We start from the raw sequence: 15,385 nt of genomic DNA on the forward strand, positions 1-15,385 counted from the left end.
GACGTATGCAAATAAATGTCTATACAACCCATGACAAGTGGAATGCCCATGCAGCTTCATCCTGACGACGTAATATGGCGAAATGCGCGACTGGCAACAATGGTTCCCGACACATCCGCGCCCTATGGCCTGAAAGAGCAGCACGCCCTGGTCGTGCGCGGTCAAACTATCCTTGCCGTGATCCCTGAATCTGACATTCCTGCCGGACACCGTCACGTCGTCGATCTTGAGGGACGTCTGGTCACGCCAGGCCTGATTGACTGCCATACCCACCTGGTGTTCGGCGGCGACCGCGCGGCGGAGTGGGAGCAGCGTCTGAACGGCGTCTCTTATCAAACCATCAGCGCCCAGGGGGGCGGGATTAACGCCACCGTGACGGCAACGCGCGGCAGTTCCCCGGAAACCCTGCTGACACTGGCGCAGCAACGGCTCCAGCGTCTGATGAATGAAGGTGTGACGACCGTTGAAATCAAATCGGGATACGGACTCAACGCCGAGGCCGAAGAGAAGATGCTGCAGGTTGCCCGCCAGCTGAGCCTCAATAATCCGATCGATATCAGCGCAACGCTGCTGGCCGCACACGCCGTACCAGCGGAATACCGGCAGGATCCGGATGCGTACCTCACGCTGGTCTGTGAGCAGATCCTGCCCACGCTGTGGCAAAAAGAGTTATATGAAGCAGTAGACGTGTTTTGTGAAAACGTCGGCTTTACCCCGTCGCAAACCGAGCGCCTCTTCCAGGCCGCGACCGCGCTCGGAATCCCGGTGAAGGGACATGTTGAACAGCTGTCGAATCAGGGCGGCGCGGCGCTGGTGAGCCAATATAACGGGCTGTCGGCCGATCATATCGAATATCTCGATGACGCAGGCGTTCAGGCGATGGCGGAAAGCGGCACGGTTGCGGTATTGCTTCCCGGCGCGTTCTATTTTCTTCAGGAGCGCCAGCGTCCGCCGGTTGAACGGCTCAGAAAACAGGGGGTCCCGATGGCCGTCGCCACCGACTATAACCCCGGCACCAGCCCGTTTGCCAGCCTGCACCTGGCGATGAATATGGCCTGCGTCCAGTTTGGCCTCACACCGGAAGAGGCCTGGGCTGGCGTCACGCGGCATGCGGCGCAGGCGCTGGGGCGCGGTGCTACCCACGGGCAGCTGCGGGCGGGGTTTGTCGCTGATTTTATCGTCTGGGATGCTCGCCACCCGGTGGAGATGGTCTACGAGCCGGGGCGCAAGCCGCTTTATCAACGCGTTTTCCGTGGGGAGGCAGTATGAGGTTATGGCGGCCCGTAGCCGAAACCGTCTGGCAGGGGCGCGACGACAGCGCCGAGGCCAGCAATGCAACGCGCATTTTCCAGACGATACACCATCAGGCGCAGTTTACGCCGCTTTCATCCGGCATTGCGCTGATAGGCTTTGAATGTGATGCAGGGGTTAAACGCAATCAGGGCAGGCCTGGCGCCGTACAGGCTCCTGATATCCTGCGCAAAGCGCTGGCAAATATGGCAAGCCATCAGGGGCACGAACGGCTGGCGGATATGGGCTCGGTGTACGTTGAGGGCGATGAGCTGGAAGCGGCACAGCAGGCGTTAAGCGATGCCGTCACGGCCTGCCAGCAGTCCGGGATGCGCACGCTGGTGTTTGGCGGCGGGCACGAAACCGCCTGGGCGCATGGTCGGGGAATTCTGGATGCGTTCCCTGGAGAGCGTGTGACGGTGATAAATCTGGATGCGCATCTTGACCTGCGCAAGGCCGACCGGGCGACGTCCGGTACGCCGTTTCGTCAGTTGGCTAACTACTGCGATGAACGCGGGAGCGAGTTTCGCTACGCCTGCTTTGGCGTCAGCCGCGCGGCGAACACCCAGGCACTGTGGGATGAGGCCGAACGCCTGAACGTCAGGCTGGTAGAGGATCTCCATTTCAGGCGCGAGGCCCTACCGGCGCTGGAAAAGGTGCTGGCGCAGGCCGATCGCGTCTACCTGACGATCGATCTGGACGTTCTGCCCGCAAGCGAAATGCCTGCCGTTTCCGCCCCGGCCGCGTTAGGAGTCCCGGCGCTGGATCTGCTGCCGGTTATCGAACAAATCTGCCGCAGCGGTAAGCTGCAGGCCGCCGATCTGGTAGAGTTTAACCCGCAGTACGATCGGGACGGACAGGGCGCAAAGCTCGCCGCCCGTCTGGCCTGGCAAATTGCTCACTGGTGGGCATAACACTATTTAAGGAGTCATGATGTTTTCACGCTCGCCCCTGCCGCAGCCGAGCCCTCCCGCGCCTTTCTATGAAAAGGTGAAGCAGGCGATCAGCGAAAAAATCGCAACCGGCGTCTGGCGCCCGCACGACCGCATTCCGTCGGAGGCCGAGCTGGTGGCCCAGTTCGGTTTTAGCCGGATGACCGTCAACCGGGCGCTGAGAGAGCTGACCGACGAAGGGCTTCTGGTGCGCCTGCAGGGAGTGGGGACGTTTGTGGCGGAACCGAAAGGGCAATCAGCCCTGTTTGAAATCCGCAGCATCGCGGACGAAATTGCCGCGCGTAATCATCATCACCGGTGCGAAGTGCTGGTGCTTGAAGAGACCCAGGCCAGCGTCGAGCAGGCCGCAGAGCTGAACGTCAAAGAGGGCAGCCGCATCTTCCACTCCGTGATGGTGCATTTTGAAAACGACATTCCGGTGCAGATTGAAGATCGCTGCGTCAACGCAGAGCGGATACCGGACTATCTCAATCAGGATTACACCCAAACTACGCCACATGCCTATCTCTCGCTCGTCGCTCCGCTGACGGAAGGGGAGCACATTGTGGAGGCCGTGCGCGCCACGCCGCAGGAGTGCGAACGGCTGCGCATTAAAGAGCATGATCCGTGCCTGCTGATCCGCCGTCGTACCTGGTCGTCATCGCACATCGTGTCGCATGCCCGGCTGCTATTCCCGGGTAACCGTTACCGGCTACAGGGCCACTTTATGTCATAAGTTTTATAAGCGTGATCGCTAACGCAATATAACAAAATTGTATCTTTTTTGTTAAATACGACCTTGTGTGTGCTTGTCTATACAAGTATATCTAAATGCATCATCTGTCCCTTATGAGGAGCACACAATGTCGTCAGGTAAATACCGTCAGCAGGACGTCCGCGCCGCGCGCGGCACCACGCTTACCGCCAAAAGCTGGCTCACCGAAGCCCCGCTGCGCATGTTGATGAACAACCTCGATCCCGAGGTGGCGGAAAATCCCCACGAGCTGGTGGTCTACGGCGGCATAGGCCGCGCCGCGCGCAACTGGGAATGCTATGACGCCATTGTACAATCCCTGACCGAACTCGAACACGACGAAACCCTGCTGGTGCAGTCCGGCAAGCCGGTTGGCGTGTTCAAAACCCATAAAAACGCGCCGCGTGTGCTGATCGCCAACTCTAACCTGGTGCCGCACTGGGCCACCTGGGAACACTTCAACGAGCTGGATGCGAAAGGGCTGGCGATGTATGGCCAGATGACCGCCGGTAGCTGGATCTACATCGGCAGCCAGGGGATTGTTCAGGGAACCTACGAAACCTTCGTGGAGGCCGGTCGCCAGCACTATAACGGCTCGCTCAAAGGCCGCTGGGTATTGACCGCGGGTCTCGGCGGCATGGGCGGCGCACAGCCGCTGGCCGCCACGCTTGCCGGCGCCTGCTCGCTGAACATTGAGTGCCAGCAGAGCCGCATTGATTTCCGTCTGCGCACCCGCTACGTCGATGAACAGGCAACCGATCTGGACGATGCGCTGGCGCGCATTAAAAAATACACCGCCGAAGGCAAAGCCGTGTCGATTGCCCTGTGCGGCAACGCGGCGGATATTCTGCCGGAGCTGGTTGCCCGCGGCGTGCGCCCGGATCTCGTCACCGACCAGACCAGCGCCCACGATCCGCTGCACGGCTACCTGCCAAAAGGGTGGGCGTGGGAAGAATACCAGCAAAAAGCGGAGACCGACCCGGAAGGCACCGTGCTTGCCGCGAAACGCTCTATGGCCGAACACGTTTCTGCCATGCTGGCCTTCAGCCAGATGGGGATTCCGACCTTTGACTACGGCAACAACATCCGCCAGATGGCGAAAGAGATGGGCGTGAATAACGCTTTCGACTTCCCCGGCTTCGTGCCTGCCTATATTCGCCCGCTGTTCTGCCGCGGCATCGGCCCGTTCCGCTGGGTTGCCCTGTCCGGCGATCCGCAGGATATCTACAAAACTGATGCCAAAGTGAAGGAGATCGTTGCGGATGACAAACATCTGCACCACTGGCTGGACATGGCCCGCGAGCGCATCAGCTTCCAGGGCCTGCCGGCGCGCATCTGCTGGGTTGGGCTGGAGTGGCGGCAAAAGCTGGGCCTCGCCTTCAACGAAATGGTGCGCAGCGGTGAAGTCTCCGCGCCGATCGTCATTGGCCGCGACCACCTGGACTCCGGCTCCGTTGCCAGCCCGAACCGCGAAACCGAAGCCATGCGCGACGGCTCGGATGCGGTCTCCGACTGGCCGCTGCTCAACGCCCTTCTGAACACCGCCAGCGGCGCGACCTGGGTCTCGCTGCACCACGGCGGCGGCGTGGGGATGGGCTTCTCCCAGCATTCCGGGATGGTCATCGTCTGTGACGGTACCGATGAAGCCGCTGCGCGTATCGCTCGCGTGCTGCACAACGACCCGGCAACCGGCGTGATGCGTCACGCGGATGCGGGTTACGAGATTGCCATTGACTGTGCCAAAGAGCAGGGGCTGAACCTGCCGATGATCCCTGCCACACAAGGAAAGCATGAATGAACGCCTTAACACTCACTCCCGGCTCGCTGACGCTCAAACAGCTGCGTAACGTCTGGCGTAAACCGGTCACCCTTTCGCTGGATGAAAGCGCTCACGCCGCCATTAATGACAGCGTCGCCTGCGTTGAAGCCATCGTGGCCGAGGGGCGCACCGCCTACGGGATTAACACCGGCTTTGGCCTGCTGGCGCAGACCCGCATCGCCACGCACGATCTGGAAAACTTACAGCGTTCGCTGGTGCTGTCGCACGCGGCGGGCGTGGGTCAGCCGCTGGATGATGAGATTGTCCGCCTGATGATGGTGCTCAAAATCAACAGCCTGGCGCGCGGTTTCTCGGGCATTCGCCTGAGCGTCATCCAGGCGCTGATGGCGCTGGTGAATGCAGAGGTCTACCCGTGGATCCCGGCCAAAGGTTCCGTAGGCGCATCCGGCGACCTCGCGCCGCTGGCGCACATGTCGCTGCTGCTGCTGGGCGAAGGCAAAGCGCGCTGGCAGGGCGAGTGGCTGCCTGCGAAGGAGGCACTTAAAAAAGCCGGATTAACGCCAATTACGCTGGCGGCGAAAGAGGGGCTGGCACTGCTGAACGGCACTCAGGCATCGACGGCCTTCGCGCTGCGCGGCCTGTTTGAAGCGGAAGATCTGTTTGCCTCGGCGGTAGTGTGCGGTGCGCTGACCACCGAAGCCGTGCTGGGCTCGCGTCGCCCGTTCGATGCCCGCATCCACGAGGTGCGCGGTCAGCGCGGGCAGATTGATGCCGCCGCGATGTACCGCCACGTGCTTACCGACACCAGCGAAATTGCCGATTCACACCATAACTGCGAGAAGGTTCAGGATCCGTATTCCCTGCGCTGCCAGCCACAGGTGATGGGCGCGTGCCTGACGCAGCTGCGCCAGGCGGCAGAGGTGCTGCTGGTGGAGGCCAACGCGGTGTCCGATAACCCGCTGGTGTTCGCCCAGGAAAAGGAGGTGGTCTCCGGAGGCAACTTCCACGCTGAGCCGGTGGCGATGGCGGCGGATAACATCGCGCTGGCGATTGCCGAAGTCGGCGCGTTGTCCGAGCGCCGCATTGCGCTGATGATGGATAAACATATGTCCCAGCTGCCGCCGTTCCTGGTGCGTAATGGTGGGGTCAACTCGGGATTTATGATTGCCCAGGTGACCGCAGCCGCGCTGGCAAGCGAGAACAAAGCCCTGTCGCACCCGCACAGCGTGGACAGCCTGCCGACGTCTGCAAACCAGGAAGATCACGTTTCGATGGCGCCGGCTGCCGGGCGTCGTCTGTGGGAAATGGCCTCCAACACCCGCGGCGTGCTGGCGGTGGAGTGGCTGGCGGCGTGTCAGGGTATCGATCTGCGTGATGGGCTTAAATCCAGCCCGCTGCTGGAGCAGGCGCGTCAGGAACTGCGCGAGCACGTTACGCACTACGATGATGATCGCTTCTTTGCGCCGGATATTGATAAGGCGATGGTGCTGCTGGAAGAAGGGCGTCTGGTGGGGTTATTGCCTTCCGTACTGTGATGTTTCCCCTCACCCCGGCCCTCTCCCCATAGGGGAGAGGGTGTTCAAGTTCCCTCTCCCCTATGGGGAGAGGGCTAGGGTGAGGGGCCATTAACTCGCTCGATTATGAATACATCGCCGTAATCGACGCGCTGCCCAGCGAATGGAAATGCACGTTAAACCCAACCATCGCGCCGCTCGCCTCTTCATCAACCTCAATCTTCTCCACGTCCAGCGCGTGCACCGTGAAGATATAGCGGTGGGTTTCCCCTTTTGGCGGCGCCGCGCCGCCGTAGCCCGCTTTACCAAAATCGGTGCGGGTCTGAATCGCGCCCTCAGGCAGGGCAACCAGATCAGAGCCGGAACCCTGCGGCAGGACGCGCGTGTCGGCGGGCAGGTTCGCTACGATCCAGTGCCACCAGCCGGAGCCGGTCGGCGCGTCCGGGTCGTAGCAGGTCACGACAAAGCTTTTGGTTCCGGCTGGAACCTCGTCCCACGCCAGGTGCGGGGAGATATTATCGCCCTGATACCCCATGCCGTTGAAAACGTGGCGTTCAGGGAGTGTTTCACCGTCGCGCAGATCTTTACTGATGATTTTCATACGGTTTACCCTCGTTATTCACTCGTTCAGGAAGTGTAACGCATGGGGTTAAATCGTGAAATGCGCGGGAATGTTAACGGCTGTTACGACCGCGTCGGTTAATTTACGCAGCTGCTCTGGCGTAATGCTATACGGCGGCATCAGGTAGATAAGCCTGCCGAAAGGCCGCACCCACACGCCCTGGTCCACGAAGAAGCGCTGCAGCGCTGCCATATTCACCGGATGGGTGGTTTCAATCACCCCGATGGCGCCCAGTACGCGCACGTCCGCCACGAAATTCGCACCGGAGGCGGCGCTCAGTTCCGATTTCAGCTGCACTTCTATCGCCGCAACCTGCGTCTGCCACTCGCCGCTCTCCAGAATCGCAAGGCTTTCACTCGCCACGGCGCAGGCCAGCGGGTTGCCCATAAACGTCGGGCCGTGCATAAAGCAGCCCGCCTCGCCGTCGCTGATGGTGTCGGCAACCTGGCGGGTGGTCAGCGTGGCGGAGAGCGTCATGGTGCCGCCGGTCAGCGCTTTGCCGAGACACAGAATATCCGGCGAAATGCCCGCATGCTCGCAGGCAAACAGCTTGCCGGTGCGGCCAAAGCCGGTGGCGATCTCATCGGCAATCAGCAGAATGCCCTCGCGGTCGCACATCTTGCGAATGCGCCTCAGCCATTCCGGATGGTACATCCGCATCCCGCCTGCGCCCTGCACAATTGGCTCCAGGATCACGGCGGCAATCTCATGACGATGCGCCGCCATCAGCCGCGCGAAACCGACCATGTCCATCTCGTTCCACTCGCCGTCGAAGCGGCTCTGCGGGGCCGGGGCAAACAGGTTTTCCGGCAGATAGCCCTTCCACAGGCTGTGCATGGAGTTGTCCGGATCGCACACCGACATCGCCCCGAAGGTATCCCCGTGATAACCGTTGCGGAAGGTAAGGAACCGCTGGCGCGCTTCGCCCTTCGCATGCCAGTACTGCAGCGCCATTTTCATCGCCACTTCCACCGCTACCGAGCCGGAATCGGCCAGGAAGACGCACTCCAGCGATTCAGGCGTCATCGCCACCAGGCGACGGCATAAATCCACCGCCGGCTGATGGGTAATCCCGCCAAACATCACGTGCGCCATCTGGTCAATCTGGGCTTTCATCGCCGCGTTCAGGCGCGGGTGGTTGTAGCCGTGAATGGCCGCCCACCAGGAGGACATTCCGTCAACCAGCCGCTCGCCGCTGGCAAGGTGCAGCTCGCAGCCGTGGGCCGAGGCCACCGGATAGACGGGGAGGGGGCAGGTGGTGGAGGTGTAAGGGTGCCAGATATGCTGCTTGTCGAAGGCGAGATCGTCCTGGGTCATAATCGACTTGTAAACCATTTTGAAAAGTTTTAGGTTTACGAGTATAAACCGAACCGAAAATTAACAAAACCCTTTGGAGAAGCCCGATGGCTCACCACGCACGCTGGACGATGTCGCAAGTTACTGAATTATTCAACAAACCTTTCCTTGAGCTGATGTTTGAAGCCCAACAGGTGCATCGTCAGCACTTCGATCCGCGCCATGTTCAGGTCAGCACGCTGCTGTCGATCAAGACCGGCGCCTGTCCTGAAGACTGCAAATATTGCCCGCAGAGCGCGCGCTACAAAACCGGCCTGGAGTCCGAACGGCTGATGGAAGTGGAGCAGGTGCTCGACTCGGCGCGCAAGGCGAAAAACGCTGGCTCGACCCGCTTCTGCATGGGCGCGGCGTGGAAGAACCCGCACGACCGCGACATGCCGTATCTGGAGCAGATGGTGAAGGGCGTGAAGGAGATGGGCCTCGAAGCCTGTATGACGCTTGGCACGCTGAACGAGGAGCAGGCGCAGCGCCTCTCGGCGGCGGGGCTCGATTACTACAACCACAACCTCGATACCTCCCCGGAGTTTTACGGCAATATCATCACCACGCGCACCTACCAGGAGCGCCTGGACACGCTGGACAAAGTGCGTGGAGCGGGGATCAAGGTCTGCTCCGGCGGTATTGTCGGCTTAGGCGAAACGGTGAAAGACCGCGCGGGCCTGCTGCTGCAGCTGGCGAACCTGCCCACCCCGCCGGAAAGCGTGCCGATCAACATGCTGGTGAAGGTCAAAGGCACGCCGCTGGCGGATAATGACGACGTGGATGCGTTTGATTTTATTCGCACCATCGCGGTGGCGCGCATCATGATGCCAACCTCTTACGTCCGCCTTTCTGCGGGCCGCGAGCAGATGAACGAGCAAACCCAGGCGATGTGCTTTATGGCCGGGGCCAACTCCATCTTCTACGGCTGCAAGCTGCTGACCACGCCGAACCCGGAAGAGGACAAAGATGTTCAGCTGTTCCGTAAGCTGGGGCTGAACCCGCACCAGACCGAGGTGCTGACGGGCGATAACGAGCAACAGCAGCAGCTGGAGCAGCAGATTTTCAACGCCGACACCGACCAGTTCTACAACGCGGCAGCCGTATGACCTGGCAGGCACGAATTAATGCCGCGCTGGAAGAACGCCGGGCGGCAGAGGCGTTTCGCATACGCAGTGTGGTGGAAAACGGCGCGGGCCGTTTTCTGACCCGCGAGGGGCGGCAGTTTTGTAATTTCTCAAGCAATGACTATCTCGGACTGAGCCAGCATCCGGCCATCGTCCGCGCCTGGCAGCAGGGCGCGGAGCGGTTTGGCGTGGGCAGCGGCGGCTCGGGACACGTCAGCGGCTACACCACGGCGCATCAGGCGCTGGAGGAAGAGCTGGCCGACTGGCTTGGCTATTCGCGTGCGCTGCTCTTTATCTCGGGCTTTGCCGCCAATCAGGCGGTCATCGCGGCCCTGATGGGGAAAGAGGACCGCATTGTCGCCGACCGCTTAAGTCACGCCTCGCTGCTTGAGGCGGCAAATTTAAGCCCGGCGCAGCTGCGCCGCTTTGCCCATAACGATGCGTCACAGCTTGCTGCGCTGCTTGATAAACCCTGCGACGGGCAACAGCTGGCGGTCACCGAAGGGGTGTTCAGCATGGACGGCGACAGCGCGCCGCTTGCTGCGCTGCACGAGGCCGCAAAGCGGCAAAACGCCTGGCTGCTGGTGGACGATGCCCACGGGATTGGCGTGATGGGCGATGGAGGTCGCGGCAGCGCATACCAGCAAAACGTGAAGCCCGAGCTGCTGATTGTCACCTTCGGCAAGGGCTTTGGCGCCAGCGGCGCCGCCGTACTGTGCAACGAGTCCGTCGCTGACTATCTGCTGCAGTTTGCCCGGCATTTGATCTACAGCACCAGCATGCCCCCGGCACAGGCCGTGGCGCTGTCTGCGTCGCTGGCGGTGATCCGCAGCGCAGAAGGGGATGAACGTCGCCAGCGGCTGGCAGAGCATATCTCCCGCTTCCGCCAGGGACTGGCGGCTCTGCCCTTCCTCAGTCCAGAGTCGCAGAGCGCCATCCGGCCGGTGATAGTTGGTGAAAACGGCCGCGCGCTGGCGCTGGCACAGGCGCTGCGCGAGCGCGGCATGTGGGTGACCGCCATCCGCCCGCCAACGGTCCCGCCGGGTACCGCACGGCTGCGTTTAACCCTGACGGCGGCGCATGAAGTTCGGGATATCCAGACGCTGCTGGAGGCGCTCCATGACGCCGGTGAATAAACAGGCCGTTGCGGCGGCATTTGGCCGGGCCGCGCGGAGCTATTCTCAGCACGATGAACTGCAGCGCCAGAGCGCGCAGGGGCTCCTGGCCGCGCTTGGCGGGAACCGCTTTCCGCAGGTACTGGACGCCGGCTGTGGTCCCGGCAGTAACAGCCGCTACTGGCGTGAAGCGGGGAGCCAGGTGACGGCCATCGACCTGTCGCCCGCCATGCTGGACGAGGCGCGCCAGCAGCAGGCTGCGCATCACTACCTTGTGGCTGATATCGAGGCTATTCCGCTGGCGGACGCGCAGTTCGATCTGGTCTGGAGCCATCTGGCGGTGCAGTGGTGCAGCAGCCTGGAACAGGCCTTACGCGAGCTTTATCGCGTCGCCCGCCCGGGCGGGAAGGTGGCCTTTACCACCCTGCTGGAAAGCTCGCTGCCGGAACTAAATCAGGCATGGCAGGCAGTAGATGAGCAGCCGCATGCCAACCGCTTCTTATCGCATGAGCAGGTCACGCAGGCGCTGGCAGGCTGGCGCTGTCGCAGCACGGTGCAGACCATCACGCTCAATTTTAGCGACGCGTTCAGCGCCATGCGTTCGCTGAAGGGCATCGGCGCTACGCACCTGCACGCCGGGCGGGAGAAAAAACCGCTGACCCGGGGCCAGCTGCAGCGCCTGGAGCTGGCCTGGCCGCAGCAGCGGGGCTTTTTCCCGCTCTCTTATCAACTTTTTCATGGGATTATCGAACGTGACTGAACGTTATTTTGTTACCGGCACGGATACGGAAGTGGGCAAGACGGTTGCCAGCGCGGCCCTTCTGCAGGCGGCGCGAAAGCTTGGGAAAAACACCGCCGGATATAAGCCTGTTGCTTCCGGCAGCGAGATGACGGCGGAAGGGTTACGCAACACCGATGCGCTGGCGCTCCAGCGTAATAGTACCCTTAAGCTTGCCTATTCAGCGGTCAATCCATACACCTTTGCCGAGCCGACCTCGCCGCACATTATCAGCGCCGACGAAGGCCGTCCGATTGAGTTCGCCGTGCTGTCTGCCGGGTTACGGACGCTCGAAAGCCAGGCCGACTGGGTGCTGGTGGAAGGCGCGGGCGGCTGGTTTACGCCGCTTTCGGACACGCAGACGTTTGCTGACTGGGTGCAGGCCGAGCGGCTCCCGGTCATTCTGGTTGTCGGCGTTAAGCTGGGCTGCATCAATCACGCTATGCTGACCGCGCAGGCCGTACGGCAGGCCGGGCTGCGTCTGGCGGGCTGGATAGCCAACGACGTGGTTGCGCCGGGGAAACGACATCAGGAGTATCTGGCGACGCTCAGGCGCGTACTGCCCGCGCCGTGCCTTGGGGAAATTCCCTGGCTTGCTGACGGCGCGGAAAATGCCGAAACCGGGCGCTATCTCGACCTCAGCGCCTTGCTTCCCGCGACATCCAGTGGGCAATAAGCTCATCGTTCAGTTCGCTAACGTGGCCGTGCGCCACGTTACGCCCGCGATAAAGCATGCAAAACCGATCCGCCACCCGGCGGATAAACGACAGCTGCTGCTCCGCTAACAGCACCGTCATGCCTAACTCCTGGTTTAAGCGCACCAGCAGCTGCGCCAGCTTCTGGGCAAAGCCGTGTCCCGCGCCGTGCATGGGTTCATCCAGAATCAGCATCCGCGGGCGGTTGACCAGCGCATTCGCCAGCGCGAGCTGATACTGATCCTCCGGCGAAAGGGTGTTGCCTCGCGTCTGACGTCGCGCGTAGAGTTCCGGGAACAGATCGTATACGTCGCTTTTCGCTGCCGGGTCGGGTTTCCCCACCGCCCGCATGGCAATATGCAGATTATCCTCAATCGTCAGCTGAGAAAAAATCCGCCTGTCCTGCGGCACATAGCCTATTCCCGGCCCTGAACGCTCTTCTGACGCCTGGCTGAGCAAATCACGCGGCGGTGCACCCGCTTCATGCCAGATGATGGTGCCGCTATCGACGGGCACTTTTCCGGTAATGCAGTTCATGAGGGTGGTTTTGCCCATCCCCGGCAGGCCAACGACGCCTGTGCACATCCCTTGCGGAAAATCTAAATCCACGTTCCACAGCGTATGTTGGCTTCCGTAAAACTGATTCACTGCACGCAGACTCAACATCTTTCTCTCCTTAAAAATGTGTCGGTGACGCTCGTTTATGCTTCTGCAAAACCCCTGCCAGAAAGCGTAAATCGATTAAAAAAACGGCTTTTTTTAGGAATAAGCCACCGGTGAATCGTCTAAACGAACGGGGATTGCACATCGGCGGTGCTGGCGGTGTTGAATGGTGGTGCAGGACGAAAAATGGCGGAAATGTGAGCAGGATCGCACCGGTTGGTTATGAATGACTCAACTGTTTATCGTCAAAAAATAGCTATAAAAATTTTTTGTTGCCGCCTCGTGGGAAAATCCGGGAATTTGCTGAGCGGCGGTCTGCACGGGCTGGAAGCAGTTATCCACTATTCCTGTGGATAACCATGTGCATTAGAGTTAGAAAACACGCGATAAGCGAGAGAAGACGCGGCTTTCGCCCAAATTGACGCGAAACGCGGCTTTAGAAAATATCCTTTATAATTTAATTGGTTAGATAAAAGCAATTACCGTAATGAAAGTGTCACTCGTTGCCATAAAACTATCATTACCTGGCTTGACAAATGTTAAAAAAGAAAAAGTTCTGGGGATAACCCAGCCTGGCTGGTTTTTTATCTCGTCAGAGCCTAAATTTTGTTCGCTAACGCGCTAATGATTCAGCCGCTACGCTAAATATCCTGACACGCCACTGGTTTTTCATCCAGTGTTTTTTACTGGCATTCCTGGCAACAACGAGTAAAATTACTCACCTGCCGCTTATAACGTCATCAGGTCGTCGCCCATGAGTAAACCGTTCAAACTGAATTCTGCTTTCCGCCCATCAGGCGATCAGCCTGAGGCGATCCGTCGCCTTAAAGAGGGGCTGGAAGACGGGCTGGCGCACCAGACGCTGCTGGGGGTAACCGGCTCGGGCAAAACGTTTACTGTCGCGAACGTGATCGCTGACCTGCAGCGCCCCACGATGGTGCTTGCACCCAACAAAACCCTCGCGGCACAGCTTTACGGCGAGATGAAAGAGTTTTTCCCGGAAAACGCGGTGGAGTATTTCGTCTCCTACTACGATTACTACCAGCCGGAAGCCTATGTGCCGAGCTCTGACACCTTCATCGAGAAGGATGCTTCGGTGAACGAACACATCGAACAGATGCGACTGTCGGCGACCAAGGCGCTGCTTGAGCGTCGCGATGTGGTTGTGGTCGCGTCGGTTTCGGCGATTTACGGCCTGGGCGACCCGGATCTCTACCTGAAGATGATGCTGCACCTGACGCAGGGGATGATCATCGATCAGCGCGCGATTTTGCGCCGCCTGGCCGAGCTGCAATACACCCGTAACGACCAGGCGTTCCAGCGCGGGACGTTCCGCGTGCGCGGTGAGGTGATCGACATCTTCCCTGCGGAATCGGACGATATGGCGCTGCGTGTTGAGTTGTTTGACGAAGAGGTGGAGCGTTTGTCGCTGTTCGACCCGCTGACCGGGCACGTTGAGTCGGTGATCCAGCGTTTTACCATCTACCCTAAAACACACTACGTGACGCCACGCGAGCGTATCGTGCAGGCGATGGAAGAGATCAAAGTGGAGCTGGCAGAGCGCCGTAAGGTGCTTCTGGCGAACAATAAGCTGCTGGAAGAGCAGCGCCTGAGCCAGCGCACACAGTTTGATCTGGAGATGATGAACGAGCTGGGCTATTGCTCGGGTATCGAAAACTACTCGCGCTTCCTCTCTGGGCGCGGGCCGGGCGAGCCGCCGCCGACGCTGTTTGACTACCTTCCGGCAGACGGTTTGCTGGTGATCGACGAATCCCACGTCACGATCCCGCAGATCGGCGGGATGTACCGCGGTGACCGCGCGCGTAAAGAGACGCTGGTGGAGTACGGATTCCGCCTGCCGTCAGCGCTCGATAACCGTCCGATGAAGTTTGAAGAGTTTGAGGCGCTGGCGCCGCAAACCATCTACGTGTCGGCCACGCCGGGCAACTACGAGCTGGAGAAATCCGGCGATGAGGTGATTGATCAGGTGGTCCGTCCGACCGGGCTGCTGGATCCGATTATCGAGGTGCGCCCGGTTGCGACCCAGGTGGACGATCTGCTCTCTGAGATCCGGGCCCGTTCCGCCATCAACGAGCGCGTGCTGGTGACCACGCTCACCAAACGAATGGCGGAAGACCTGACCGAGTATCTGGAAGAACACGGTGAGAAGGTGCGCTATCTGCACTCGGATATCGACACCGTGGAGCGTATGGAGATCATCCGCGATCTGCGTCTGGGCGAATTTGACGTGCTGGTGGGGATTAACCTGTTGCGAGAAGGTCTGGATATGCCGGAAGTCTCGCTGGTGGCGATTCTGGACGCCGATAAAGAGGGCTTCCTGCGCTCTGAACGTTCGCTGATCCAGACCATTGGCCGCGCCGCGCGTAACGTCAACGGGAAAGCGATTCTGTACGGTGACAAAATCACCCCGTCGATGGCGAAAGCGATTGGCGAAACGGAACGCCGCCGCGAGAAACAGCAGCGCTATAACGAAGAGCACGGCATCACGCCGCAGGGGCTGAACAAGAAGGTGGTGGATATTCTGGCCCTGGGTCAGAACATTGCGAAGACCAAAGCGAAAGGCCGCGGCAAGGCGCGTTCAGTGGTAGAAGAAGATACCGTCGTGCTGACGCCGAAGGCGCTGCAGCAGAAAATCCACGAGCTGGAAGGGCAGATGATGCAGCACGCGCAGAACCTGGAATTCGAAGAGGCGGCGCAGATCCGCGACCAGCTTCATCAGCTGCGGGATCTTTTCATCGCGGCATCGTGAGTAAACGTTG

General features: G+C 60.3%; 13 protein-coding genes. 10 read left to right on the forward strand and 3 right to left on the reverse strand.

Going from position 1 to position 15,385, the window contains the following annotated elements; translation table 11 throughout:
• Window positions 1–48 precede the first annotated feature (48 nt).
• The 5 genes from hutI (at window position 49) to hutH (ending at window position 6,291) form a co-directional block, all read left to right on the forward strand.
• A complete protein-coding gene (gene hutI, locus ACR42C_RS07045) occupies window positions 49–1,269 on the forward strand; it encodes an imidazolonepropionase (RefSeq protein WP_479984918.1) in 1,221 nt (406 codons plus the stop codon).
• On the forward strand, window positions 1,266–2,204 hold the full coding sequence (hutG, locus tag ACR42C_RS07050) for a formimidoylglutamase (protein ID WP_395313852.1): 939 nt from the start codon (window positions 1,266–1,268) through the stop codon (window positions 2,202–2,204). The genes hutI and hutG overlap by 4 nt, the downstream gene beginning before the upstream one ends.
• A 19-nt stretch (window positions 2,205–2,223) precedes the next feature.
• The gene (locus tag ACR42C_RS07055; RefSeq protein ID WP_116343358.1) at window positions 2,224–2,958 is read left to right on the forward strand and encodes a histidine utilization repressor; all 735 of its coding nucleotides are present in this window, start codon (window positions 2,224–2,226) and stop codon (window positions 2,956–2,958) included.
• Window positions 2,959–3,085: 127 nt separating this feature from the next.
• The gene (gene hutU / locus ACR42C_RS07060) at window positions 3,086–4,774 is read left to right on the forward strand and encodes a urocanate hydratase (protein ID WP_166710495.1); all 1,689 of its coding nucleotides are present in this window, start codon (window positions 3,086–3,088) and stop codon (window positions 4,772–4,774) included.
• Complete coding sequence (gene hutH / locus ACR42C_RS07065; protein ID WP_479984919.1) at window positions 4,771–6,291, forward strand: histidine ammonia-lyase; 1,521 nt, start codon at window positions 4,771–4,773, stop codon at window positions 6,289–6,291. Before hutU ends, hutH begins: the two co-directional genes overlap by 4 nt.
• Window positions 6,292–6,394: 103 nt before the next feature.
• Here the strand turns inward: hutH and ACR42C_RS07070 are convergent, their stop codons facing one another.
• Window positions 6,395–6,871, reverse strand: a complete 477-nt coding sequence (locus ACR42C_RS07070) for a kinase inhibitor (protein WP_479984920.1) — start codon at window positions 6,869–6,871, stop codon at window positions 6,395–6,397.
• Window positions 6,872–6,919: 48 nt separating this feature from the next.
• Window positions 6,920–8,209, reverse strand: a complete 1,290-nt coding sequence (gene bioA / locus ACR42C_RS07075; RefSeq protein WP_479984921.1) for an adenosylmethionine--8-amino-7-oxononanoate transaminase — start codon at window positions 8,207–8,209, stop codon at window positions 6,920–6,922.
• 86 nt (window positions 8,210–8,295) lie between these two features.
• On the opposite strand from bioA, the gene bioB reads away from it, so the two are divergent.
• Genes bioB through bioD form a run of 4 tightly spaced genes read left to right on the forward strand, consistent with a single transcriptional unit; the run spans window position 8,296 to window position 11,923 of the window.
• Window positions 8,296–9,336, forward strand: coding sequence for a biotin synthase BioB (gene bioB / locus ACR42C_RS07080; RefSeq protein ID WP_116343363.1), 1,041 nt, complete (start codon window positions 8,296–8,298; stop codon window positions 9,334–9,336).
• A complete protein-coding gene (gene bioF / locus ACR42C_RS07085; RefSeq protein WP_479984922.1) occupies window positions 9,333–10,490 on the forward strand; it encodes an 8-amino-7-oxononanoate synthase in 1,158 nt (385 codons plus the stop codon). Before bioB ends, bioF begins: the two co-directional genes overlap by 4 nt.
• Window positions 10,474–11,229: a malonyl-ACP O-methyltransferase BioC gene (gene bioC, locus ACR42C_RS07090; protein WP_316380461.1), complete on the forward strand. Its 756-nt coding sequence runs from the start codon at window positions 10,474–10,476 to the stop codon at window positions 11,227–11,229. Before bioF ends, bioC begins: the two co-directional genes overlap by 17 nt.
• Complete coding sequence (gene bioD, locus ACR42C_RS07095) at window positions 11,222–11,923, forward strand: dethiobiotin synthase (protein WP_192982878.1); 702 nt, start codon at window positions 11,222–11,224, stop codon at window positions 11,921–11,923. Before bioC ends, bioD begins: the two co-directional genes overlap by 8 nt.
• Here the strand turns inward: bioD and ACR42C_RS07100 are convergent.
• The gene (locus ACR42C_RS07100; protein ID WP_116343367.1) at window positions 11,886–12,608 is read right to left on the reverse strand and encodes an ABC transporter ATP-binding protein; all 723 of its coding nucleotides are present in this window, start codon (window positions 12,606–12,608) and stop codon (window positions 11,886–11,888) included. The genes bioD and ACR42C_RS07100 overlap by 38 nt on opposite strands.
• A 751-nt stretch (window positions 12,609–13,359) precedes the next feature.
• On the opposite strand from ACR42C_RS07100, the gene uvrB reads away from it, so the two are divergent.
• The gene (gene uvrB / locus ACR42C_RS07105) at window positions 13,360–15,375 is read left to right on the forward strand and encodes an excinuclease ABC subunit UvrB (RefSeq protein ID WP_316380460.1); all 2,016 of its coding nucleotides are present in this window, start codon (window positions 13,360–13,362) and stop codon (window positions 15,373–15,375) included.
• The last annotated feature ends 10 nt before the right edge of the window (window positions 15,376–15,385 follow it).

The sequence above is a fragment of the Enterobacter sp. MG-EB028 genome (assembly GCF_056673305.1).